Below are 24,829 nucleotides of genomic sequence, written 5' to 3'. Positions count from 1 at the left end.
TTTACCTTCCTGTTGATGCGCCTCTATAGACCCTCGAAAGCAGCTTGTCAGCCTTGCCAAGGCCGCATTGTTCATCGCATTTTGCGGCCATGCGCCCAGCCATTCTCGATCCGCTGTTTTCGCCCGTTTCCGCCCTGCCCGGCGTCGGCCCAAAGATCGCCGAATTGCTGGTGAAGCTGCTTGGGCGCGAGACGCCCGAAGATACGCGCGTCGTCGATCTGCTGTTTCATGCGCCGCACTCGCTGATCGACCGTCGAAACCAACCGGGTATCGCCCGCGCCCCGCAAGGTGCAATCGTCACCGTCACGGCGCGGGTCGATCGTCACCAGGCGCCGCCGCGCGGCAAGAGCAACATTCCGTATCGCGTCACGCTGCACGACGAAACCGGCGAACTGACCCTTGTCTTCTTTCGCGGCCAGGCGGCTTGGCTGGAAAAGCAGCTGCCGTTGGACGAGGAGGTAACCGTCAGCGGCAAGATCGACTGGTTCAACGGTCGCGCGTCGATGGTCCATCCCGACTACATTGTGAAGGCCAGCGAAGCCGAGAACCTGCCCCTCGTCGAGCCGATCTATCCGCTCACAGCTGGTCTTTCGCCGAAGACATTGCGCAAGATCATCGAAGCGGCGCTGCCGCGCGCGCCGGAAATGCCGGAATGGATCGACTTCGCTCTTGCGCAAAAGCAGGGTCTGCCCTCGATATCAGACGCTTTCCATGGACTACACGAACCGCGCGATCCCTCGGATATCGATGCACAAGCCCCTGCCCGCCGCCGGCTTGCCTATGACGAGTTTCTCGCGGGCCAACTATCGCTGAGCCTCGTTCGCCAACGATTGCGCAAGGTTGCCGGCCAGCCCGTACACGCCACCGGTCAAATCAGCAGGCAGATCCTGCAGGCTCTGCCGTTTTCGCCGACGAACAGCCAGAATGCGGCGGTCGCCGACATCCTGAAGGATATGGCCGGCGAGGACCGCATGCTCCGCCTTCTTCAAGGCGACGTTGGCTCCGGTAAGACCCTGGTTGCCCTCATGTCGATGGCAGCCGTGATTGAAAGTGGCGGTCAGGCCGTCCTCATGGCGCCGACGGAAATTCTAGCCCGCCAGCACCATGCGACGATCTCCAAATTTGCCGCTTCCGCAGGCCTCGGAATCGAGGTTCTTACCGGCCGCACCAAGGGCCGCGAACGTGAAGATATTCTCGAGAGGATCGCATCCGGAGAGGCGCAGATCGTCATCGGCACCCACGCCCTCTTCCAGGACAGCGTCAACTACCGCAACCTCATGTTGGCTGTCGTCGACGAGCAGCACCGCTTCGGCGTCCACCAGCGCCTGCGGCTGACTGCAAAGGGCATCACACCTCATATGCTCGTCATGACCGCGACGCCGATACCGCGCACACTGGTGTTGGCTGCCTTCGGCGACATGGACGTCTCCAAGCTGACGGAGAAGCCGGCCGGACGGAAGCCGATCCAGACGATCACAGTGCCGACCGAACGTATCGGCGAGATCGTCGGGCGCCTTAAGAGCGCCTTGGCGGAGGGCAAGAAAGCTTATTGGATATGCCCGCTTGTAGAGGAGTCCGAGGAGAGCGACCTGATGTCGGTCGAGGAGCGTCATGCAACGCTCGTTTCGTCGCTCGGCGGCGCCATCGGCCTGATCCACGGCCGCATGAGCGGCCCGGAGAAGGATGCCGTAATGATGGCGTTCAAGAACAGCGAAATCCGCCTCCTAGTCGCAACAACAGTGGTGGAAGTCGGCGTCGATGTTCCCGATGCGACGATCATGGTGATCGAGCATGCCGAGCGCTTCGGCTTGGCGCAGCTTCACCAGCTTCGCGGACGCGTAGGGCGCGGTGACGAGGCTTCGACCTGCATCCTGCTCTACAAGGGGCCACTGGGCGAAACTGGTCATGCGCGCCTGTCGATCATGCGTGAAACGGAAGACGGATTTCGCATCGCTGAGGAAGACCTGAAACTGCGCGGCGAAGGCGAATTGCTCGGCACGCGCCAGTCGGGAACCCCAGGCTTTCGCATCGCGAGCCTCGAGGCACATGCCGACCTGCTGGAAATCGCCCGCCGCGATGCGGCCTACCTGATCGAGCGCGACCCCGATCTCACCAGCGAGCGTGGCAAGGCAGTACGCTCCCTGCTCTACCTTTTCCGCCGCGACGAGGCGATCCGCTTCCTGCATGCAGGGTGAGCCGAGCCCGGCCCACAGCGCGCCGAAACCGTCTTACAGCGTCCGGAACATCACGAGAGCGTCAACGTAGCCTTTTGTCGGGTGCTCGAAGGCGCCGGGCAAGCGGCCGACCGTCTCAAAGCCCAATGTTTCCCAGAGACGAACGGCGCGTTCGTTGGCGCTGACGACGAAGTTGAACTGCATCGCCCGGAAACCACGCTCGCGGGCGCGGACGAGCGAGTGCTCGTGCATCTGTCGCGCCACGCCCTTGCCTGCCGCGGCAGCAGCGGTCATGTAGCCACAATTGCAGACATGTGCACCACCGCCCGCCTGGTTGGCGCGGAGGTAATAAGTACCGAGGATCTCACCACTTTCGTCTTCGGCGACGAAGGTCTCTTTGTCCGGCCCCAGCCAGTAAGTGAGGGCATCGGTCTGGCTCATGTCGCGATCGAGCGTGTAGGTCTCCCCCGCGCGGATCGTCGGCTCGATGATGGTCCATATGGAGGAACGGTCTTCCGCGGTGGCTGGTCTGATCAGCATTGCGTATGTCATCCTTCAACCGCCATCGCATGGCAACATGGCGGAACCAACAGACGTGATCTCGCGTACGGGCCAAGCAGGAGCGGAAGTTACATTTCGATCGGCGCCGGCAGCGGCTTGCGTGTCCGCTCCTGTTTTTTCATGCGCCCGGCAAGCTCTTCGGGCGTGACGAGACCACCGGAGATCAGGAGCTTCGCCGCGTCCTCCGGTGACATGTCGAGCGGCACAATCTTTTCGCGCGGCGTGAAGATCAGAAATCCGGCCGTCGGCACCGGGGTCGGCGGCAGGAACACGCAGACCATGTCCTGACCCATCGCCTTGAACTTTGTCGCGATCTCGCCTTTGGCATCCGTCGAAATGAAAACGAGCGCCCAGAGGCCGGGGCTGGGATATTCGATGAGGCCGACCTTCTTGAAGGAGTTCGTCTTGTCCTTCAGCACCGTCTCGAAAATCTGCTTCACGCTCTGATAGATGCTCCGCACCAGCGGCACGCGGCGAACAAGCGATTCGCTGAACTGAACGATGCTCTGGCCGATGAGGTTCTTGCCGAGGAATCCGATAAGCGTGATCGCGACGAGTGCTATCAGCAGGCCGGACCCTGGCACCGCAAAGTTAAGGTAGTTATCCGGGTCATAGCGCGCCGGTAGGTAGGGTTTGACCCAGCTATCCGCCCACCGCACGACCGACCACGTCAGCCAAAGCGTAATCGCGACCGGCGCACAAATAATCAGCCCCGCCAGGAAGTCGTTCCTAAGGCGAGTGGCTATAGGCAATCGGGGCAGTTTTTCCTTCATCGCGTACTGATAACTCCGTTGAGCAGGCCGGCTATCAGAAATCAGCTCCCCCGTGCTTTCCTATCAGAAAGCTGCCAGAAACTACCAAACCATACAAGCCTCCTGGAGGCGAACAAGCGGTCACTCCACCGTGACCGACTTCGCCAGATTGCGCGGCTGATCGACGTCCGTGCCCATGAAAACGGCCGTATGATAGGCAAGCAGCTGGATCGGCAGGGAGAAGATCATCGGCGCGATGATCTCGTTGACATCGGGAAGCACGATCGTCGCCATAGTCGGCAACTTCGATGCCGCCGCGCCCGCCTCGTCGGTAATGAAGATGATGCGTCCACCGCGTGCGGCAACTTCCTGCATGTTCGAGACAGTCTTGTCGAAGAAGCGGTCAAACGGCGCAATCACGATAACAGGCATGTTTTCGTCGATCAGCGCAATCGGTCCGTGCTTGAGTTCGCCTGCGGCGTAACCTTCAGCATGGATATAGGAGATTTCCTTGAGCTTAAGCGCCCCTTCCATCGCAAGCGGGAAGCTCGTGCCGCGACCGAGATAGAGGACATCCCGGCACTTCGAAAGTTCGCGCGACAGGCTCTCCATCTGCGGCTGGATGAGGTTCAGCACGCGGCTCATGATGCGCGGCATTTCGGCGAGATGGCGGACCAGCTCCCTTTCCTGCTCTGCGCCGATCGTTCCCCTCGCCTTGCCTGCGCCGAGTGCGAGCGCGGCAAGGACGGCCAACTGGCAGGTGAAGGCTTTGGTCGAGGCAACGCCGATCTCTGGGCCTGCCATGATAGGGAAGACTGCATCCGACTCACGGGCAATGGTCGATTCCTTGACGTTGACCACTGCGCCAATCTTCAGCCCGCTCTCCTTGCAGTAACGAAGCGACGCCAGCGTGTCCGCCGTCTCGCCTGACTGCGAGATGAAAAGCGCAGCCTGCGAAGGCGACAGAGGCATCTCGCGATAACGAAACTCGGAGGCGACGTCGATCTCGACGGGCAGACGGGCGTAACGCTCGAACCAGTATTTGCCTACAAGCCCCGCGAGATATGCGGTTCCGCACGCGGAGATCGCCAGGCTGGTGGTAGCCTTGAAATCGATCGCGTTGATGCTGTCGCTGATCGTGTTGCTGAAAAAATCTACGTAGTGGCTGAGGGCATGCGAGATGACCTCGGGCTGCTCATAGATTTCCTTTTCCATGAAGTGGCGGTGATTGCCCTTGTCCACCACATAGGCGGTCGTCTGTGATATCTGACGGGCGCGCTTTACCTCGTTACCTGCGAAGTCGAGGATTGTCGCGCCGTTTCGCGTAAGCACGGCCCAATCGCCATCGACGAGATAGGTGATCTCGTTGGTGAAGGGGGAAAGCGCAATCGCATCCGAGCCGAGGAACATTTCGCCGGAGCCATAACCCACGGCAAGCGGCGGGCCGGACCGTGCCGCCATGAGCGTGCCCGGATCGCTTTGGAGCATGATCGCAAGAGCATATGCGCCTGTTACCCGGTTCAGCATCTTTAGCATCGCGGCGCGCGGCTGGAGGCCGTCACGGAGATACTTCGCAATAAGATGGGCGACGACTTCCGTGTCGGTCTGCGTCCCGAAGACGGCCCCTTCGGCGATCAGCTCTTCACGCAGTTCGGAGAAGTTCTCGATGATGCCGTTATGGACGACCGCGACGCCCTCGACGAAATGCGGGTGAGCGTTGGTCTCGTTGGGAATGCCATGCGTAGCCCAGCGCGTGTGCGCAATGCCGATCGTTCCCGGCAGAGGGTCACCGTCCAGGCGCTTCTCGAGATTGAAGAGTTTACCCTCGGCGCGACGACGAGCCATCTCGCCGTTATGTATCGTCGCAACGCCCGCAGAGTCATAGCCGCGGTACTCGAGCCGCTTCAGCGCATCCACGAGACGCCCCGCAACCGGGCTGCTGCCAACGATTCCAACAATACCGCACATAAACACCCCCAAAGCCTTCTGTTCAGAGGCCACTCGTAACGATTCCGTCTTTTTTCTCAATGGCCTCGGCGGTCACTTTCGGTTTCCACGCGTTACGCGGAAGCCTATGGTTTGGCCTTCTTTGCAGCCTTAATCGCGAATGCGCGTTCGCGGAGCACGGCAGCCCTGCCCGGCTTCAGCTCCTGGTGCGCCCGGCCAAGGGCCAGCGCATCGGCAGGAACATCCGCAGTGATGACACTGCCAGCGGCTATGTAGGCACCGTCGCCAATGCTGACGGGCGCCACAAGCGAGGAGTTTGATCCAATGAAGGTGTTCGCGCCGATCAGCGTCTGATGTTTGTTTACGCCATCATAGTTGCAGGTGATCGTGCCTGCACCGATATTCGCGCCAGCTCCGACCTTCGCGTCGCCGATGTAGGTCAGGTGATTGACCTTGGCGCCCTCACCGATCTTCCCATTCTTGACTTCGCAGAAGTTGCCGACCTTCGAGCCGTTGGCGAGGTCGGCGCCGGGCCGCAAGCGGGCGAAGGGACCAACGATTGCGCCGGCACTGACATGCGCGCCTTCGATATGTGAGAAGGCATGAATGATTGCGCCGCCGTCGATCGTCGCGCCGGGACCGAATACCACATTCGGCTCGATCAGCGCGTCCTGCCCGATGGTTGTATCGTAGGAAAGAAACACAGTCTCCGGCGCGATCATCGTCACGCCTGATATCATCATCTCGTCGCGTCGGCGTTCTTGCCAGAGCCGCTCAATCACGGCGAGCTCCGCGCGATTGTTGCAGCCAGTCATCTCAATTTCAGGAGCATCGACAGCCGTAACGCGGCCCCCAATGGAGTGAGCGATTTCCACCAAGTCGGTCAGATAGTATTCGCCCTTGGCATTGGCGTTGCCGATGCGAGACAGGAGCTCGAGCGCCTTACGGCCGTTGATCGCCATCAGGCCGCTGTTGCACCATTTCACGGCACGCTCGGCATCGGCGGCATCTCGTTCCTCACGGATGGCGATCAGTTCGCCGTCCTTGACGAGCAGCCGGCCGTAGCCGGTCGGCTTGTCGGTGTGGAAACCGATGACTACGACATCGCTGCCCTCGGCAAGGCCCTGACGTGCTGCCTTGAGTGGCCCTTCGGTCTGCAACGGCACATCGCCGTAGGTCACGATGATATCGTCATATCCGCGAGCAATAGCATCGTGCGCTGCCAACACCGCATGACCAGTGCCGAGCCGCTCCTTTTGCAGATAGGTCTCGATTTTGACACCTTCGACCTGGGCCGCCTTCGCCACTTCGTCGGCATCACGCCCAACGACCAGCGCGACCGATGAGATGTCGCTTTTTGCCACGGCATCCAAGACATGGGCGATCATCGGGCGGTTCGCGATTGGATGCAGCACTTTCGATTTCGACGACTTCATTCGCGTGCTGTCACCCGCAGCGAGAATGATGGCGAGGCAAGTGCGTTCCATGATGTGCTCCGAGAATCCGTTATGTGCGGCCTTTGCTGCCTCATAGCAGCAAGACAAAGGCAGGACAAAGATCAAAAATGGATCAGGCGGATTCTCTGCTCATCGCCGCATAGGCCTCGCGGACGTGATCCCGGCCGTCGACAATCACGGCCTCCATCGCTTTTCGAGCGCCATCGATGTCGCCGGCAACGATCGCCTCCACTATGCGCATATGCGTGTCCGCAATATCTGAGAAGCCGTTCTGCGAGGGGGGCGTACTGATACGAAACATCCCAACCAACGCAGCTTCGATCAAGCTCCCTAGTGTTCGCATGAACGGGTTGTGAGAGGCATCGGCTATGGCGAGGTGGAAATGCAGATCGGCCAAGGCGAGGCTTTCGCTGGTATGACCCGGGGCTGCCATCTCCGTCGCTAGCGCGCGCAGATTTTCAATATCCTCCTTGCTCGCCCGCTCCGCTACGAGACCCGCGGCAAATGGCTCGAAGGCCATCCGAATGTCGTAAAGCTGCAACAGGAATTCTTCCGTCACGCCACAGTCGAAATGCCAAGCTATGATCTCGCTGTCGAACATGTTCCAGAAGTTTTTCTTCGTCACGCGTGTTCCGACACGGGCCTTGGCGATGATCATGCCTTTTGCGGCAAGCGTCTTCATCGTTTCCCGAAGGACGGTCCGCGAGACCTTGAAGTGTTGCGCGAGTTCGGCATCGCCCGGCAGAATGCTTCCGACAGGATAGGTTCCGGCAACAATCGCCCTGCCAAGGCCATCCACGACCTGGGCGTGGCTCGTTCGCGATTTGCGCGCTGTTCTTCCGGTCTCAAGCAATCTGTTACGCAACGAATACCTCCCCGTTCAGGCATACCTCTTATTCATACTGGAAAGGAAGAGAATAACCTTCTGCATTAGAATAAATGCAAAAAGCAATAGGCCGATCAAGATCTTCGTCCACCAGCTCGACAGCGTCCCGTCGAAGGTGATGTAGGTCTGAATGAGGCCTTGTATCAGGATACCGATGAAGGTACCCGCTACGAATCCCGCCCCTCCGGTCAACAGCGTCCCCCCAATGACAACTGCTGCGATCGCATCCAGCTCAACGCCGACTGCTGCCAGAGAATAACCGGCTGACGTATAGAGCGAAAAAACGATTCCGGATAGGCCAGCAAGAAAACCGGATAATGCGTAGATCTGTATCGTGGTGCGGCCCACGGCGACGCCCATGAGTTGCGCTGTTTGCGAACCGCCGCCTAGTGCGTAGACATTGGTCCCGAAGCGGGTGCGGTGCGCCAGGAATATGCCGCCGACAAAGACCAGAAGCATGATGCCGCCGATCAGCGTCAAACGCCCCCCACCTGGCAGCTTGTAATAGAGGCTCGTCAACGTGGTGTAATAGTCGTGATTGATCGGAATGCTGTCGATCGACAGAACGAAAGCCATGCCACGCGCAAGAAACATGCCTGCGAGCGTCACGATAAAGGCCGGCATTTCCAGATAGTGAATGATAGCACCCATTACGGCGCCGAACACGGTCGTGATGATCAGGACCAATGCGAACGCGACGAGCGGATGGATGGTCGTGTTCTGGAGGACGACTGCCAGGAACACACCGGTAAACGCAATGACAGAGCCAATCGACAGGTCGATGCCGCCGGAGATAATGACAAAGGTCATGCCGACTGCTGCAATCCCGAGAAAGGCGTTGTCGGTCAAAAGATTGCCGATTACGCGGGTCGACAGAATATTGGGATACTGCAGCGTGCAGATCGCATAAGAGAGAACGAAGATCACGACCGTTGCCAGAAGCGGCAGATATTTCGAGTTCATTGAACCTGCCCTTCCGTGACGCGGCTCGATCGCCGGCTCAGGACCACGGCGGCCGATTGGACCGCAGGCGACTGAATGACGAGGATCACGATGACGATCACCGCCTTGATGATCAGGTTGAACTCAGGCGGGAAGCCCGAGAGAAGAATGCCAGTATTGACCGCCTGAATGATCATTGCACCGATCAGAGAACCCAGAATGCTGAAACGCCCTCCAAGCAACGAGTTGCCTCCGACCACGACCGCCAGGATCGCGTCGAGTTCAAGCCAGAGACCGGCATTGTTCGCATCTGCGCCCTTGATATCGGCTGCGACAATGATCCCGGCAATCGAGGCGCAAAGGCCGCTCAACATATAAACGGCCATCAGCAGCACAGGCGTGCGCACACCCGACAACGTGCTTGCACGTCGATTGATACCGGTTGCTTCAATCAGCATGCCAAGCGCTGTGCGTCTCACGAGGAGGATCACCAGGGCCCCCACGACCAGCCAGATGATAACGGGCATGGGTAGGAAAGCAAATGCGCCGCTGCCGAGTGCGATCAGCCCTTCATCGTTGAAGGTCATGATTACACCCTCGGTGACGAGCTGCGCGATCCCGCGTCCAGCGACCATCAGCACAAGCGTGGCGATGATCGGCTGGATGTTGAGCAACGCGACCAGGAATCCGTTCCATACACCGCAAAGCAGTCCGACGCCGATCGTTACCAGCAGCGTCGAAGCAAGCGAATGGCCGGACACGATGGATGATGCGGCAACCGCGCCGCAGATCGCGATCACGGCACCGACCGAGAGGTCAATCCCCTTCGTAGCGATCACGAGGGTCATGCCGATTGCCAACAAAGCGACCGGCGCGCCGCGGTTCAGTATGTCGATCAGGCTGCCGTAAAGCCGGCCATTCTGAATAACAACATTAAAAAACTGAGGGAACATAATGAAATTCAATAGGAGAATGACCGCAAGCGCGATAATTTGCGGCGCAAGCCGGGTCAACAAGGCATTGAGTGACGACTTCATGCGTCCTCCGTCTCTTTCTGGGCTGCGGCGATTGCGTCGACGATGCGCGCGGTGCTGACATTGTCACCTGTCAGCTCAGCGACATGTTCGCGGTCACGAAGCACCAAAATACGTGAGCTATAGGCGATAAGCTCTTCCAATTCCGAAGAAATCACGATCAGCGACATGCCATTCGCGCACAGTTCTTCGATCAAGCGGATGATCTCGGCATGCGCTCCGACGTCGATGCCGCGGGTCGGCTCGTCGAGAATGAGAAAGTCGGGATTGGTGGCCAACCAGCGTGCAAGGATCGCTTTCTGCTGATTGCCGCCTGACAGCAGACGGATGGGCTTTTCCCTGTCCGTCGTACGGATGTCGAGTGCGATGATGTAGCGGTCGGCCAAGGCGTTCTGATCGGCGCGAGAAATCGGTCGGGCCCAGCCTCTACGCGCCTGCAGCGCCAACGCAATGTTCTCGCGAATGGACAGGTCGCCGATGATCCCGTCCGTCTTACGATCCTCCGGACAAAAGCCGAAGCCGTTGCGGATCGCAGCACGCGGGTTCGACAGACTAACCTGCCTACCGTCGACCTTAGCGGTTCCGCTGTCGGCATGCTCGATCCCGAACAGCAATTCGGCGGTCTCCGTGCGTCCCGACCCGAGCAAGCCGGCAACGCCCACCACCTCGCCGACACGGACCTCGAGATCGAACGGCTTCACCTTGCCGCGCTTGCCATAACCCTCGAAGCTGTATTTCACGGGACCGGCAGCAACGGAGTGCGCCCGGGCGGTGGCCTCGGCCTTTGCCAGTTCATGGCCGAGCATCATTGAAATCAGGCTCTGGCGAGACAGCTCGGATGTCTCACGGGTGCCGACGAGCTTGCCGTTTCGAAGGACCGTGATGCGGTCACTGACCTCGTAAACCTGTTCGAGAAAATGTGTAATGAAGACAATTCCAAGGCCGCGGTCTTTCAAGTCACGCATGATGCGAAAGAGCATCGCGACTTCTTGCGTGTCGAGGCTTGCGGTTGGCTCGTCGAGGATGAGAACTTTGCCGGATAAATCGACAGCCCGCGCGATCGCCACGACCTGCTGCACGGCGACCGAAAACCGATCGAGTTGCGCGGTCACATCGATGTCCATCCCATACTGATCAAGCAGCAACCGCGCCTGTCGGTTCATCGCACGCACATCGATCATGCCGAAACGCTTCGGCTGGCGGCCAAGATAGAGGTTCTCAGCGACGCTCAGATTGGAGAGGAGATTGACCTCCTGATACACAGTCCCGATGCCCAGTTTCTGAGCCGCGAGCGTATCGGACGGATTGATTTCAGCGCCGTCGAGAACGAGCCGGCCTTGGTCGCGGTGGTAGGCACCGGTGATGCATTTGATCAGCGTCGACTTTCCTGCGCCGTTTTCGCCGAGAAGCGCATGCACCTCGCCCTTACGCAGCGAGAAGTCGACCTTATCGAGCGCAATGGCACCCGGGAAGAATTTCGAAATACCGGAAGCGGCTAGAACGGTCTCAAAATCGTGAATCATGAGTGCGGCTTTTCCTGATACAGACCTTGCGGTGCCGCGGCATTGAAGGACATGAGGTCCTGATTGGCAGGCGGCAGTTCCGCACCGGTCCATGATGGACCGGTGCGGTTCGAGCGTCAAAAATCAGTAGCCGAGGTTCTTCTTCGACTCGTAGACCTTCGTCGGGTCGTCAGCCGGCGTGTAGAGCTTGGATTCCGTCTGGATCCACTTCGCCGGAGCCTTCTTGTCCTTCAGGTATGCGTCGAGGACGTCGAATGCGGGACCAGCCATGTTCGGCGTGAGTTCCACGGTCGCATTTGCTTCGCCGGCTGCCATGGCCTTGAAGATATCTGGCACGGCGTCGATCGAGACGACCAGAATGTCCTTGCCCGGCTTCAGACCGGCTTCCTTGATCGCCTGGATGCCGCCCACGGCCATGTCGTCGTTGTGAGCGTAGAGGGCGCAGATATCCTTGCCGCCGTTTTCGGCCTTCAGGAAGCTTTCCATGACTTCCTTGCCCTTGGTGCGGGTGAAGTCACCGGTCTGGCTGCGAGCGATCTTGAAGTTTGCCTTGCCGGCGATGGCTTCTTCGAAGCCCTTCTTACGAGCGATGGCGGGGGAAGAGCCGGTCGTTCCCTGGAGTTCGACGATCTTGCAAGCCTTGTCGCCGACGGTCTTTACCAGCCAGTCGCCGGCAACCTTGCCCTCATGAACCTGATCCGAAGTGACAGCGGTCAGGTAGAGGTCTTCAGGCGCCTTGATCGTCCGGTCGAGCAGTATTACGGGGATTTCAGCTTCCTTTGCTTCCTTCAGAACAGCGTCCCAGCCGGTCTCGACGACGGGCGCCAGGAAGATAGCGTTGACGCCCTGGGCGATGAAGGAGCGGATCGCCTTGATCTGGTTTTCCTGCTTCTGCTGAGCGTCAGCAAATTTCAGGTCAACGCCACGCTTCTTGGCTTCTTCCTTCGTGACGGTGGTTTCAGCAGCGCGCCAACCCGATTCAGAACCGATCTGCGAAAAGCCGACGACCAGTTCCGCAGCCGATGCAGAACCGAACATGCAGGCAGCCAGAATCGTAGCACTCAAGAGTGCAGTCTTCAATTTCATTATATCCTCCCAAAGCCGCCTCCACGCGGCACACCGAGAAAAAATCATATAGTATTACTTTTGTAAATGCACTTTCTGGTATGCGGTGCAAATAAAAAAAGGCGCTCAAAACGAGCGCCTTTTCGCACGTGCTAATTGCCTGACGAAATCACTTCGGCAGCTTGTCGTCGACGCCTTCGACGTAGAAGTTCATGCCGAGCAGCGTGCCGTCGTCAGCCTTTTCGCCAGCCTTCAGCCACGGGGTGCCGTCCTGCTTGTTGATCGGGCCGGTGAAGGGGTGAAGCTCGCCCGACTTGATCTTGGCTTCGGTATCCTGAGCCATCTTCTTCACGTCGTCAGGCATGTTGGTGTAGTCGGCCATCTTGAGGATGCCGTCTTTCAGGCCGTCCCAGCTCTGCTCGGACTTCCAGGTGCCGTCGAGCAGCGCGTGAACGCGCTTGGAGTAGTAGTTACCCCAGGTGTCGACGATCGCGGTCAGCTGAGCCTTCGGGCCGGCTGCGATCATGTCGGAGGCTTGGCCGAACGCATGAATGCCGCGTTCCTCGGCAACCTGCATCGGAGCGGTGGTATCCGTGTGCTGCGTCAGCACGTCGACGCCCTGGTCGACCATGGCCTTTGCTGCATCGGCTTCCTTGCCCGGGTCGAACCAGGTGTTCACCCAGATGACCTTCAGCTTGAAGTCCGGATCGATGGAGCGGGCACCCTGTTCGAAGGCGTTGATGCCCATGACCACTTCCGGGATGGGGAATGAGGCGATGTAAGCAGCACCGTGGTTCTTCGACGTCTTGGCTGCGATCTGGCCGAGGATGTAGCGCCCTTCGTAGAAGCGCGAGTTATAGGTCGCGAGGTTCGGGCCGGACTTGTAGCCGGTGCCGTGTTCGAACTTCACGTTCGGGAACTTGGCGGCGACCTTCACGGTGGCATCCATGAAGCCGAAGGACGTCGTGAAGATCAGCTTGCAGCCCGAACGCGCCAGACGCTCGATCGCACGCTCGGCGTCGGGGCCTTCCGGTACGTTTTCGAGGTAGGGCGTGTCGATCTTATCGCCGAATTCCTTCTGGATCTGCTGGCGACCGAGATCGTGAGCCTGGGAATAACCACCGTCCGTGTGTGACCCAACGTAGACGAAGCAGACCTTGGTCTTGTCAGCGGCCTGCGCGGACGAACCGACGCTCAGGACCGCGGCAGCTGATGCGGCAAATGCAAATGCGAGTTTTTTCATGATAACCCCTGTTAGTTTGTAATTTCCGGAAGCGCGTCTCATTCTTCTGTTTAGCGCTCCGGCACGAACGGTTTTCCCAGCGACGCAGGCGTGTTGATCAACGTCGTACGGCGATTATGAGAAATGATGACAAGGACCACAATAGTGGCAGCATAAGGGAGCATCGACAGAAATTGGGCCGGAATTCCAACGCCAAAAGCCTGTGCATGAAGCTGCAAGATCGTGACCGCGCCGAAGAGGTAGCCACCCGCAAAAACCCGCCATGGACGCCAGGATGCGAAGACGACGAGGGCGAGTGTGATCCAGCCACGGCCGGAAGACATGTTCTCCACCCATTGCGGCGTATAAACGAGGGAAAGCTGCGCTCCGGCGAGCCCCGCGCAGGCACCACCGAACATCACGGCGAGGTAGCGCGTGCGGATGACCCTGATGCCGAGAGCGTGCGCTGAACCGTGACTGTCGCCGATCGCGCGCAGCTTCAGGCCGGTGCGGCTGCGGAACAGGAACCAGCTCACGCCGAAGAGCAAAGCCAGCGACAGGTAGAATGTCAGATCCTGCCTGAACAGGACGGATCCGATGAGCGGAATGTCGGAGAGGTAGGGAATGACGATCGGCGCGAGGCGAACGCCCGGTACGCCAACATAGCCCTCACCCAGCATTCCCGACACCCCAAGGCCGAGGATCGTCAACGCCAGGCCAGTCGCCACCTGGTTTGCGACCAGCGTGAGGGTAAGGAAACCGAACAGCAGTGAAAACAGTGCGCCGGCGACAATGCCGCCCAGCAGCCCGATATAGGGAGACCCCGAAATCTGAGCGCTGGCGAAGGCCGCGACGGCCCCCATGATCATCATGCCCTCGACGCCGAGATTTAGAACACCGGATCGTTCGGCGACGAGTTCGCCCAAGGCTGCAATAACGAGAGGTGTGGACGCTGTGATGACGGTCAGCAGAATAGCTTCGAAGATGCTCACGCGACGCCTCCCCGGACCCGCAACCAGACGATACGGATCTTGTAGTAGATGAGCGTGTCGCAGGAGAGCACGAAGAAGAGCAGCAAGCCCTGGAAGACGCGGGTGACCTTGTCGGATACGCCGAGCGAAAGCTGCGCCGCCTCGCCGCCGAGGTAAGTCAGCGCGAGCACAAGGCCGGATGCGATGATGCCGAGTGGGTTCAGGCGTCCGAGAAACGCAACAATGATCGCCGTGAAGCCGTAGCCTGGAGAAATCGCAGGCTGCAGGTGTCCGATCGATCCCGATACTTCGGAGATGCCGGCAAGTCCTGCAAGTGCCCCCGAGAACAGAAAGCTGAACCAGATCATCTTCTTGGACGAAAAGCCGGCGAAGCGCCCTGCCCGCTCGGACTGGCCGAGCACCACGATCTCGAATCCTCTCAGCGTGTATTTCAGCATGAACCAGACGAGAAGCGCTGCGACAATCGCGAACACGAATGCCCAATGGGCGCGGCCCGACTCTTCCCAGATCGCCGGCAGTGTGGCTTCGGGTGGAAACGGCACGCTTTCGGGAAAGTTGAAGCCTTGCGGATTGCGCCAGGCGCCGCGGATCAGCCAATCCAGAAACAGCTGCGCAATATAGACAAGCATTAGGCTCGTCAGGATTTCGTTGGTATTGAAATGCGCCTTCAGCAGCGCTGGAATGGCCGCAAACAACGCACCGCCGATCGCACCCATGACAAGCATCAAGGGCAGCACGAGAGGCGAGTGCCATTCTGTAAACACGATCGGCAGGATCGAGCCAGTTATCGCGCCGATCGTAAATTGACCCTCGGCGCCGATATTCCAGTTATTGGAACGATAGCAGACCGCCAACCCGACGCCGATCATGATCAGGGGCGCTGCCTTAACGGCAAGCTCATGCAGCGACCAGACTTCCAGCAAGGGTTCGAGGAAGAAGGCATCCAGCGCTTCGACGGGGTTCTTGCCCAAAATGGCGAACATGATCCCGCCGGCAATCAGCGTCAGCACCAATGCCAGTACCGGTGAGACGAAACCATAGAGCTTCGACGCTTGCGGCCGCTTCTCGAGCTCAATGCGCATTGGCCGTCTCCGACGCGGTCTTGCCTTCGTGCAGGCCGCCCATCAGAAGGCCAATCTTCTCTCGAGACAGTTCTCCCGCCGGGAAGGGTTGCGAAAGTCGCCCCTCAGAAATCACGGCAATCTCCGTTGCGACTTCAAATATTTCGTCAAGATCCTGGCTGATGACGACGACTGCCGAGCCGTTGCGCGCCAGATCGACGAGGGCCTGACGAATGCGACTCGCGGCTCCCGCGTCGACGCCCCACGTCGGCTGATTAACAACGAGAACCGCCGGTTGTCGGTCGAGTTCACGCCCAACGATGAACTTTTGCAGGTTTCCGCCAGAAAGCGATCCTGCCGCAGGGTCCTCTCCGCTCTTGCGCACGTCCATCGCGTCGGCAATCCGCTTTGTCGCGGTCTTGACGGCACCGCGACGGATCACCTTGAGAAAAGAACCACCGAGGAAGCCCCTGCGGTCGGATTGGCTTCGCGCCAGCACAAGGTTGTCGGAAAGCTTCATGGCGGAGACGGCCGCATGGCCATGGCGTTCTTCCGGCACGAACCCGGCGCCAAGCAGACGCCGTGCCGTGATACCCTGGGTGCCCACCGCCTTCTTGCGGATGGTGATCGCATCCGGCGAGCTCACGGGATACTCTCCAGAGAGCGCATCGAAAAGTTCGCCCTGGCCGTTGCCGGCGACACCCGCAATCGCCAGGATCTCACCCGACCGAACCGTCAGGGATACGTCCTTGAGGGGCATGGCAAAGGGCGTGCGGGCGGAGACGGAAAGATTGCTGACGGAAAGCTGCACGTCGCCCTTGTTGCCGCGATCGGGATGAGTGACGGTTGCGACGTCGCTGCCAACCATCATGCGGGCAAGCGAGGCAGGCGTTTCCTGGCGTGGATCACAGGCGCCGGTGACGCTTCCGTTGCGCAACACGGTCGCCCGGTCGCAGATGCGCTGGACCTCCTCGAGCCGATGACTGATGTAGAGGACCGATTTGCCCTCCGCCTTCAGCTTGAAGAGTGTTTCGAAAAGCTTGTCGGCCTCCTGCGGCGTCAGCACCGAAGTCGGCTCATCGAGGATAATGAGTTTGGGGTTTTGCAGCAGCGCACGCACGATCTCGATGCGCTGGCGTTCGCCGACGGAAAGATCGGCGACGTGGGCATGAGGGTCGAGCGGCAATCCATAGGCGCGCGAGAGCGCCCTTGCTTCTTCCGCAATCCTGCCGATCGGAATGCTGTCATCAAGGGAAAGCGCGATGTTTTCAGCAACCGTCAACGCCTCGAAGAGCGAGAAGTGTTGAAAGACCATGCCGATACCGAGCTTGCGGGCATCACCCGGCGAACCGATCGAAACGGGCTGGCCCTCCCACAGGATATGGCCCTCGGTCGGTTCGAGTACGCCGAACAGCATCTTGACGAGCGTCGATTTGCCGGCGCCGTTTTCACCAAGGAGAGCATGGATTTCGCCGTGGGCGATATCGAGGTCGATGTGGTTGCAGGCAGCAAAGCTGCCGAAGAGTTTCGTCAGTTGCTGGACAGACAATAACGCGCCGGAACCCGGCACATCAGATAACGACACGTTCCCCTCATTTCTCTCTGCCGACCCTGCCCATTCGGGTCATTATGGGATCAGCAGCGTAGTTCCGGTAGTTCTTCTGGACTCCAGATCCATGTGAGCCCGTCCGACTTCACGCAATGGATAGGTTTGGTTGATATTGATACGCACTTTGTTGCTCAAAACAACATCAAATAACGCGTTTGCACAATTGGTTAGCTCTTCGCGTGTTGCGATGTAGGCGAAAAGCGTGGGCCGTGTTGCAAAGAGCGATCCCTTCTGCGCGAGCATGGCAAGGGTGAAGTTCTCGATCGGTCCTGAGGATTGGCCGAACGAGACGAACATGCCGAACCGTCGCAGGCAGTCGAGCGATTGCGGAAACGTGTCGCGGCCAATCGAGTCGTAGGCGACGTGGACCCCTGCCCCACCGGTGATCTCGCGCACGCTCTCTACAAAATTCTCGGTGTTATAGTTGATAACGTAATCGTAGCCATGCTCGAGTGCCAAACGCACCTTGCTATCTGACCCCGCGGTGCCGATCACCGTTGCCCCGAGCGCCTTGGCCCATTGGCCTGCGATGAGGCCGACGCCACCGGCGGCGGCGTGAAACAGGATCGTCGTATCCGGGCCAACCTTGTATGTCCGGTTGAGCAGGTATTCCGCAGTCATTCCCTTCAACATCATCGAGGCTGCGGTTTCCAGGGGAATTCCATCCGGCACCTTGACGAGGTGCTTGGTCTCGACGTTCCGCTCGACGCTGTATGCGCCATCCGCACCGGCATAGGCGACCCGATCGCCAATTTTGAAATCCTCTACATCAGGCCCGACAGCGATGACAGTGCCAGCCGCCTCCTTACCCGTCACGAAAGGCATATGCGGCGCCTTGTAGAGACCTGTCCGGAAGTAGACGTCTATGAAGTTAAGGCCGATGGCTGCATGCTTGATCTGCACTTCGCCTGCGCCGGGCGGCGGCAGGTCGATATCGACATATTCAAGAACCTCGGGTCCACCGGTCCTGCTGAATGAGACCGCCTGCGTCTTTGCCATCGTCTTCTCCTAGGCTCTACGTCCAAGCGCCGGGAAGAACTGCAGCACGGCGCCGACGCAGTAGAGGTAGATACCGCTAAGGATAAAGAGGACAAGCGCCCACTGCGGGATCACGAAATGCGTCAGAAGCGCATACATTCCGAGCGCCGACCATAGGAAGAAAACACCGAGGTTGAGCGGACGCAGGCGCTGGACGCGGACAGGATGGAGAAAATTGATCGGCAGGAAGGTCAGGATGACGGAAACGATGACGACGACAAGTGCTGTGATCGCGCTGGCATCGATGACGAAAAGCGTAAAGACGATCATGTTCCAGACTACTGGGAAGCCGGAGAAGAAGTACTCGTCCGTCTTCATTCCGGTATCCGCGTAGTAGATTGCACTCGATACGACGATCATGCCTGCAGCCACGAAGGACCATGGTTCGCCGATCATGCCACTCTGGTAGAGGGCAAAGGCCGGCAATAGAACGTAGGTGACATAGTCAATGATATTGTCGAGCGTATCGCCCGACCAATTTGGCAGCACCTCCTTGACGCTCACCTTGCGAGCAATCGGTCCGTCGATACCGTCAACTAGAAGCGCAAGGCCGAGCCACCAGAACATGTCGATGAACCGGTGCTCGGCAGCAGCGACCACGCCGAGGAACGCGAGAAAAGATCCGGATGCCGTCAGAATATGGACGGAAAATGCGCGCATCTCCGCGTAAGGTACGCGCTTGTAATTGAAAATCTTCATGTTTCCCCGAGCAGCCTATGGCGTCCGCGCATGGCAGACGCGGTTTTTGGCTTAATATGCATCCTTTGCTTCGCTTCGCCAGCGCAAAAGCGACGAAGCGACGCAAGGGGCAGGAATCCTGACGATGACACGCATATTTCTTGCAAGTCGCATGAGAAAGAATGGAATACCTTTAATCCCGACACTATTTGTAATATCTCGCTGGCATCGATAACATTGTGCGATGAATACGGGATCCGATACCGAAATGAACGCCCCTGCAAAGACCGAAGACTTCACCTCCCCGATTCCGGCCGGAGTCTATGCCGAAACTGTGCTTAGCGTGACGCATTATACGGACCGCTTGTTCCGGTTCACGATGACGCGCCCGCAGGGTTTCCGTTTCCGGTCCGGCGAATTCGCGATGATCGGGCTGATGGTCGAAGGCAAGCCGATTTTCCGCGCCTATTCGATCGCAAGCCCCGCTTGGGCGGAGGAGCTGGAGTTTTTCTCGATCAAGGTCCCGGATGGTCCGCTGACCTCGCATCTGCAGGCGATCAAGCCAGGCGACCAGGTTCTGATGCGCAAGAAGCCGACGGGCACGCTGGTGCTTGACGCGCTGACGCCCGGCCGTCGTCTCTATATGTTTTCGACCGGCACCGGTATCGCCCCCTTCGCGAGCCTGATCCGCGATCCAGAAACCTACGAGAAGTACGAGGAAGTCATCCTCACGCACACGACCCGCGACGTAGCGGAACTTAAGTACGGCTTCGATCTCGTCGAGGAAATCAAGAACGACGAACTTCTGCAGGAGATAGTCGGCGACAAGCTGCGCCACTACGCGACGGTCACCCGCGAAGACTTCGCCTATCGCGGCCGCATCACGGATTTGATCTCGGCGGGCAAGCTTTTCACCGATCTCGGCGTTCCGCCGCTCGATCCATCAATCGATCGCGGTATGATCTGCGGGTCCTCGGCGATGCTGAAAGATACCAAGGAACTGCTGGAAAAGGCTGGCCTCAACGAGGGCGCAAACAGCAAGCCGGCGGAGTTTGTTATCGAGCGGGCATTCGTCGGCTAAATCAGCCAAGATAGAAGCGTTCACGGCCCCGAAATGGGGCCGTTTTCAATTGTGGCCACTGAGATACTTGATGAGGGCGCCCATCGTCCGGTTGGCGTCCTGGGATCTGCCCTGCTGAATGGCCCGTATGACCTCGACGTGCAGAGAGATGGATTGATCCATCCTGTCGGGACTGCTGGATGCAGACCAGAGCCGACGGGAATGGGTCTGAACCGGTCCGAGCGCCGATGTTATGAAACTGTTCGGGCAGGCTTCTTCCAGGATTTCGTCAAAGGTCTTGTCCGCGGCGAAGAATGCCGCCAAGTCGCCGGTCGTGGCGGACATTTCCATCGTCTGGGCACATTCACCCAGTTCCCTGCGCTGCTCTGATGTCGCAAAGTCGGCTGCCAGGGCGGCAGCGATCGGCTCGAGCTCGCGGCGAACCTGCATGACGTTCTCATGGTCCGTCGGCTTGATTTCGGCCACCTGCAGCCCGACACGCGGCTTCACCACGATGAGCCCTTGCCACGCCAGCTTCTGGATCGCTTCGCGCACCGGCGTGCGTCCGTGACCGGCAAGGTCGATCAGATGCTTCTCGGTAACCAAGGCGCCCGGCTGCAACGTCAGCGTCACGATCGCATGTTCCAGGGTGAGATAGGCACGGTGGCTGAGTGAGTTCTGCATCCGCGTATTCGGCTCCAGAAAGTGTATGCGTGTTGCGAAGCGACTGTAACGTTAATGATATATCAGCGTTCTTTCGAACGGCAAGCCGCGGGAGCGCCTGGATCTTCCGGCGATGCGTCTTCTCAATCACGGTGAAATGGCAAATGGCCTTGCAGCGAGTGGTGACGCAAGAGCGCTAGCCAGCGCCTCGCGCCTAACCCTATGAGGCATGCAGAGCAGCGGCCCGGCCGAAACCAGGCGCCTCCGCTCACTCGTGCCTCAATGCGTCGATCGGGTTGAGCTGCGCCGCACTGCGAGCGGGGAAGTAACCGAAGACCATCCCTATCGCGGCGGAGAACGCGAACGCCACAGCGATCATCGTGGGGCTGACCACGAACGGCACCTTCAGCACGGTCACTGCTCCATAACCAAGGCTGACCCCCAGCAAAATCCCTGCGATCCCACCAAACACGGAGAGTGCCACCGCCTCGACAAGGAACTGCAGCAGCACCTGGTTTTCCAGTGCGCCGATCGCCAGGCGTATGCCGATCTCGCGGGTGCGCTCGGTCACTGACACCAGCATGATGTTCATGATCCCGATCCCGCCGACAAGCAGGCTGATCGCGGCGACCGCTCCGAGCAAGCTGGTCAACAGTGTCGTGGTACCGGTCATTGCGTCAGCAATCTGCGTCATGTCATTGACGCTGAAGTCATCGTCACGTCCCGGTACGATCTTGCGCCGCTCCCGAAGCAGGTTTTCGGTTTCGGTCTGAACTTTCGATGTCGACACCCCGTCGCGCGCCGAGATCACGATCATCTGGACATTGGCGTTCGCTTTGCCGCCGACCCGGCGTTGATAGACCTTGACGGGCATGACGACGACATCGTCCTGATCGTTGCCCATGCCGGACTGGCCGCGCTTGGCAAGGACGCCGATGATGCTGCACGAAACCTTGCCGACGCGAATCTGCTGTCCCGTGGGATCGGCGGCGCCGAAGAGTTGCGAGCGTACCGTTTCTCCGAGGATGCAGCGCGGGCGTCCGCGTTCTTCCGCCGCGTCAAAGGTGCGGCCGATCGCCATGTCCCAGTCCTGCGCGATGAAGTAGTCGTTGTTCGTCCCCATCACGGTCGTCGAGTGGCTCTGCCCGCCGTAGATGACGGTCGCGGTCGTCTGATTTAGCGGCGCCGCGGCGCGCAGGCCATTGACCTGATCGCGAATGGCGTCGACGTCCTTGATCGTGAAGCGGCGTGCTTCCGAGCTTGGGCGACCAGGACCGAACTGACCCGGGCGCGCAAACAGCATGTTGGTGCCGAGCCGTGAAAGCTCGGCCGAAACCTGGGCGGTCGTACCGTTGCCGATCGTCACCAACGCGATGACGGCCGCCACCCCGATGACCACGCCGAGCACCGTGAGGAAGGAACGAAGCATGTTCCGGCTGATCGCACGCAGCGCAAGTTTCAGCGTCTCAAAGAACATGATCCGCCCTCCCGCGATGCTCGACCTCGGTCTCGAGCTTGCCGTCTATGAAACGCAGCAGGCGCTGAGCGTAGGCAGCAATATCGGGCTCGTGCGTGACCATGACGATCGTGATGCCCTGTTCGCGGTTCAGTCGCGTCATCAGGTCCATGATCTCTACGCTGGTCTTCGTGTCCAGATTGCCGGTTGGCTCATCCGCAAGAAGCAGCGAGGGCTCGGTCACGATCGCCCGGGCAATCGCGACACGTTGCTGCTGGCCGCCGGACAGTTCCTGCGTCTTGTGATGCTCACGCCCGGAAAGCCCCACAAGCCCGAGCGCCTCCTTGGCCTTGCGGTGGCGCTCGCTTGCATGCATGCCGCGATAGATCAGCGGCAACTCGACATTCTCCAACGCCGAGGTGCGCGGCAGCAGGTTGAACCCCTGGAATACGAAGCCGAGCATATGACGGCGCAGCAGTGTCAGTTGGCTGCGGTCGAAGCCCTGTGTTGAGACGCCTTGGAAAATGTAGTCGCCGTCGGTGGGCACATCGAGACAACCAAGAATGTTCATGGCCGTCGACTTGCCCGAGCCGGAAGGTCCCATGATGGCGACGAATTCGTGTTCGCGGATCGACAGATCCACCCGGTCGAGGGCGCGGATGGCCGCCTCTCCCTGACCATAGATCTTCGAGACCTGCTTGAATTCGATAAGTGCCGGGCTCTGCATCGTGAGCCTCGCCTACTTCGCCTGCGTAGCGTCGGTAATCACCGTATCGCTTTCCTTCAGGTCACCGGAAACGATCTGAGTGAATTGCCCATCGGAAGACCCCACCTGGATGATCACTGGTGCCGGCTTGCCTGCTTTCAGCAGCCATACGCGCCGCTTTGCTCCGGTCAGGGCTTCGCCTTGGTTGCCGCTCCGTGGCCCCATGCGCGGTGGTCGGAGCAGGCCGAAGATGCCGCGGCCGCGGGGAGACTCTGCAGCCGGGGGGGCATAGCGAAGGGCCGAATTTGGGATCATCAGGGTATTCTCGACTGCCTCAACGGTGACATCAGCCGTCGCGGTCATGCCAGGACGCAGCAACAGGTCAGCATTGTCGACCGACAGGATCGCCTTGTAGGTCACAACGTTGTTCGTGGTCTCGGATGCAAATCGAATCTGCTTGATCTCGGCCGGAAAGGTCCGGTTGGGATAGGCATCAACCGTGAACGTCGCCTTCTGGCCGACGGCAATCTGACCGACATTGGCCTCGTCGACATCGACCTGCAGTTCCATCTTCCGCAGATCGCCGGCGATGACGAACAGCACCGGCGCGGACAAGGACGCTGCGACCGTTGCGCCGGGATCGACCGAACGCGTGAGAATCACGCCGTTGATCGGCGAGACGATCTTCGCCTTGGCGAGGTTGACTTCGGCCAGCCGCAGATCGGCCTCCGCAGAGAGCACGGCAGCGACGTTGATGTCCTTTGCGGCAACCGCGGAATCGAACTTGTAGCGCGCATCTTCGAGGCTCTGCTGCGTAGAAACGTTGCTCTGAACGAGGTTGCGGGCTCGCTGGAACGAGCTCTGGGCCGACTCGAGGTCGGCGGTCGCCTTCACGACATTCGCCTTGGCCGAATCGAGTTTCGCCCGCGAACTCTTGACGTCCGCCTCAAGCTTGTTCGTATCGAGAGCGGCAAGAACCTCGCCGGCCTTGACCTCGCTGTTATAGTCGACGTTCACCTCGCGAACCGTTCCCGACAGCTCGCTTGATATATCCACTTGCTCTGTCGGCTGCACGGATCCGGTTGCCGTAACCAGCACGGTCAGGTCGCCGCGTTTGATAGGTTGAGTGGCGTAGCTGTATTGGTTGCCTTCTTGCCGCGCATAGAAATAGGCCACCCCGCCGGCCGCAAGAATCAGCAGAAGCAATACCAATAGGCGACCACGCCAACGGCCCTTCGACTGTTTGCGTGAAGCCGCAAGGACGGTCGCCAGGTCGGCGCTCGCCTTGGTCGGCTTGGTTTCGTGCATAGTCTTGACGTCGTTCATTCCGACCTCGATCAACATGCTGCCAACGCAGCCGCCAGCAAGATGATCATGTCGAAGCTGAACGGCAGATTAGCATCGGCCCGGATTGGCACGAAATGACGGTCGAATGAAATGAAATCTTGGTAATGAAAGTTCAGTTTCCGTAGGCTGAAATGGGACCGAGAGGATTCGCTTTGTATTGGCCGTCGCTCTTAAGCTGGCCTTCGACCTCTTCGATCTGCAGCCGCTGAAACTGCAGAACCGTCGTGGAGAGCTGCAGCCCCTCGCCGGACTGACCGAGCGATGGCCACACCGCAACGGCGACAAAAGCGAATCCACTCGATTTGCTGCAGTCCTTATGCGTTTGATAGAACCATCAATGAACCGGTAGACGCCGCTTGGCGGCCATGAGCAGATCGAGTTCCGTGGCCGATGGCCCGAACTTCTCATAGAGCCGCTTTGCCTCGGTTTCCTCTAGTCTATACTTCCTGGCAAACTCACCGAGGCTGTAAGGTCGCCCGCGCAACACTTTTCGGGTGGTCGTTGTGGGTGTGGTCACGCTGGTCATCGCAGTCTCCTTGTCTGTACAAGGAGCTAGCTAGAGCGTCATGTGACTTTGTGAAGGTATCGACCAGCCTCGGAAAGGATTGATTCGATTAAATCTTTTTCGGTGGAACCTTCTGATCCGTCGCGCATTT

Annotated in this window: 22 protein-coding genes; 2 read left to right on the top strand and 20 right to left on the bottom strand. The window is 59.3% G+C overall.

Going from position 1 to position 24,829, the window contains the following annotated elements:
- Positions 1 to 89 precede the first annotated feature (89 nt).
- Entirely contained in the window at positions 90 to 2,195 is a 2,106-nt protein-coding gene (recG, locus tag C934_RS0101935) for an ATP-dependent DNA helicase RecG (RefSeq protein WP_018855027.1), read from the top strand.
- A gap of 33 nt (positions 2,196 to 2,228) precedes the next feature.
- On the opposite strand, the gene C934_RS0101930 is transcribed toward recG, so the two are convergent.
- The 15 genes from C934_RS0101930 to pcsA all read right to left on the bottom strand — a co-directional run bounded on the left by C934_RS0101930 (position 2,229) and on the right by pcsA (position 18,962).
- Entirely contained in the window at positions 2,229 to 2,714 is a 486-nt protein-coding gene (locus tag C934_RS0101930) for a GNAT family N-acetyltransferase (protein ID WP_018855026.1), read from the bottom strand.
- Positions 2,715 to 2,803: 89 nt separating this feature from the next.
- Entirely contained in the window at positions 2,804 to 3,508 is a 705-nt protein-coding gene (locus tag C934_RS0101925; protein WP_018855025.1) for a DUF502 domain-containing protein, read from the bottom strand.
- 120 nt (positions 3,509 to 3,628) lie between these two features.
- Entirely contained in the window at positions 3,629 to 5,455 is a 1,827-nt protein-coding gene (gene glmS, locus C934_RS0101920; protein ID WP_018855024.1) for a glutamine--fructose-6-phosphate transaminase (isomerizing), read from the bottom strand.
- Positions 5,456 to 5,559: 104 nt separating this feature from the next.
- A complete protein-coding gene (glmU, locus tag C934_RS0101915) occupies positions 5,560 to 6,921 on the bottom strand; it encodes a bifunctional UDP-N-acetylglucosamine diphosphorylase/glucosamine-1-phosphate N-acetyltransferase GlmU (RefSeq protein WP_018855023.1) in 1,362 nt (453 codons plus the stop codon).
- 82 nt (positions 6,922 to 7,003) lie between these two features.
- The gene (locus tag C934_RS0101910; protein ID WP_025660978.1) at positions 7,004 to 7,756 is read right to left on the bottom strand and encodes a FadR/GntR family transcriptional regulator; all 753 of its coding nucleotides are present in this window, start codon (positions 7,754 to 7,756) and stop codon (positions 7,004 to 7,006) included.
- 15 nt (positions 7,757 to 7,771) lie between these two features.
- Complete coding sequence (gene yjfF, locus C934_RS0101905; protein ID WP_018855021.1) at positions 7,772 to 8,740, bottom strand: galactofuranose ABC transporter, permease protein YjfF; 969 nt, start codon at positions 8,738 to 8,740, stop codon at positions 7,772 to 7,774.
- Positions 8,737 to 9,756: an ABC transporter permease gene (locus C934_RS0101900; RefSeq protein ID WP_018855020.1), complete on the bottom strand. Its 1,020-nt coding sequence runs from the start codon at positions 9,754 to 9,756 to the stop codon at positions 8,737 to 8,739. The genes yjfF and C934_RS0101900 overlap by 4 nt, the downstream gene beginning before the upstream one ends.
- Positions 9,753 to 11,276, bottom strand: a complete 1,524-nt coding sequence (gene ytfR / locus C934_RS0101895; protein ID WP_018855019.1) for a galactofuranose ABC transporter, ATP-binding protein YtfR — start codon at positions 11,274 to 11,276, stop codon at positions 9,753 to 9,755. The genes C934_RS0101900 and ytfR overlap by 4 nt, the downstream gene beginning before the upstream one ends.
- A 123-nt stretch (positions 11,277 to 11,399) precedes the next feature.
- Positions 11,400 to 12,362 carry a galactofuranose ABC transporter, galactofuranose-binding protein YtfQ gene (gene ytfQ / locus C934_RS0101890; protein WP_018855018.1) on the bottom strand — a complete coding sequence of 321 codons (963 nt, stop codon included), beginning with the start codon at positions 12,360 to 12,362 and terminating at the stop codon, positions 11,400 to 11,402.
- Between the two features lie 148 nt (positions 12,363 to 12,510).
- Complete coding sequence (locus tag C934_RS0101885; RefSeq protein ID WP_018855017.1) at positions 12,511 to 13,584, bottom strand: BMP family ABC transporter substrate-binding protein; 1,074 nt, start codon at positions 13,582 to 13,584, stop codon at positions 12,511 to 12,513.
- Positions 13,585 to 13,634: 50 nt separating this feature from the next.
- A complete protein-coding gene (locus tag C934_RS0101880; RefSeq protein WP_018855016.1) occupies positions 13,635 to 14,555 on the bottom strand; it encodes an ABC transporter permease in 921 nt (306 codons plus the stop codon).
- Positions 14,552 to 15,637, bottom strand: coding sequence for an ABC transporter permease (locus tag C934_RS0101875; RefSeq protein WP_018855015.1), 1,086 nt, complete (start codon positions 15,635 to 15,637; stop codon positions 14,552 to 14,554). The genes C934_RS0101880 and C934_RS0101875 overlap by 4 nt, the downstream gene beginning before the upstream one ends.
- Positions 15,627 to 17,201 (bottom strand): ABC transporter ATP-binding protein, encoded by a 1,575-nt coding sequence (locus C934_RS0101870; protein WP_026371498.1) that lies wholly within the window; start codon positions 17,199 to 17,201, stop codon positions 15,627 to 15,629. The genes C934_RS0101875 and C934_RS0101870 overlap by 11 nt, the downstream gene beginning before the upstream one ends.
- A gap of 42 nt (positions 17,202 to 17,243) precedes the next feature.
- Entirely contained in the window at positions 17,244 to 18,224 is a 981-nt protein-coding gene (locus C934_RS0101865; protein WP_018855013.1) for a quinone oxidoreductase family protein, read from the bottom strand.
- A gap of 9 nt (positions 18,225 to 18,233) precedes the next feature.
- Complete coding sequence (gene pcsA, locus C934_RS0101860) at positions 18,234 to 18,962, bottom strand: phosphatidylcholine synthase (RefSeq protein ID WP_018855012.1); 729 nt, start codon at positions 18,960 to 18,962, stop codon at positions 18,234 to 18,236.
- Positions 18,963 to 19,209: 247 nt separating this feature from the next.
- Here pcsA and C934_RS0101855 point away from each other — a divergent pair, with 247 nt between their 5' ends.
- A complete protein-coding gene (locus tag C934_RS0101855; RefSeq protein ID WP_026371497.1) occupies positions 19,210 to 20,022 on the top strand; it encodes a ferredoxin--NADP reductase in 813 nt (270 codons plus the stop codon).
- Between the two features lie 45 nt (positions 20,023 to 20,067).
- On the opposite strand, the gene C934_RS0101850 is transcribed toward C934_RS0101855, so the two are convergent.
- From C934_RS0101850 to C934_RS0101825, 5 genes are all read right to left on the bottom strand, one after another.
- Positions 20,068 to 20,685, bottom strand: a complete 618-nt coding sequence (locus C934_RS0101850) for a GntR family transcriptional regulator (protein WP_018855010.1) — start codon at positions 20,683 to 20,685, stop codon at positions 20,068 to 20,070.
- Between the two features lie 247 nt (positions 20,686 to 20,932).
- Entirely contained in the window at positions 20,933 to 22,141 is a 1,209-nt protein-coding gene (locus tag C934_RS0101845) for an ABC transporter permease (RefSeq protein WP_018855009.1), read from the bottom strand.
- Positions 22,131 to 22,847 (bottom strand): ABC transporter ATP-binding protein, encoded by a 717-nt coding sequence (locus C934_RS0101840; protein ID WP_018855008.1) that lies wholly within the window; start codon positions 22,845 to 22,847, stop codon positions 22,131 to 22,133. Before C934_RS0101840 ends, C934_RS0101845 begins: the two co-directional genes overlap by 11 nt.
- Before the next feature lie 12 nt (positions 22,848 to 22,859).
- Positions 22,860 to 24,152 carry an efflux RND transporter periplasmic adaptor subunit gene (locus C934_RS0101835; protein WP_026371496.1) on the bottom strand — a complete coding sequence of 431 codons (1,293 nt, stop codon included), beginning with the start codon at positions 24,150 to 24,152 and terminating at the stop codon, positions 22,860 to 22,862.
- A 355-nt stretch (positions 24,153 to 24,507) separates the two neighbouring features.
- Positions 24,508 to 24,699, bottom strand: a complete 192-nt coding sequence (locus C934_RS0101825) for a hypothetical protein (RefSeq protein WP_018855005.1) — start codon at positions 24,697 to 24,699, stop codon at positions 24,508 to 24,510.
- Positions 24,700 to 24,829 lie beyond the last annotated feature (130 nt).

Origin of the sequence: Rhizobium sp. 42MFCr.1 (assembly GCF_000377185.1) — a bacterium.
Taxonomy (GTDB): domain Bacteria; phylum Pseudomonadota; class Alphaproteobacteria; order Rhizobiales; family Rhizobiaceae; genus Rhizobium; species Rhizobium altiplani.
The sequence above is the reverse complement of the archived record's forward strand: the minus strand, read 5'-3'. Positions and strand labels throughout refer to the sequence as shown.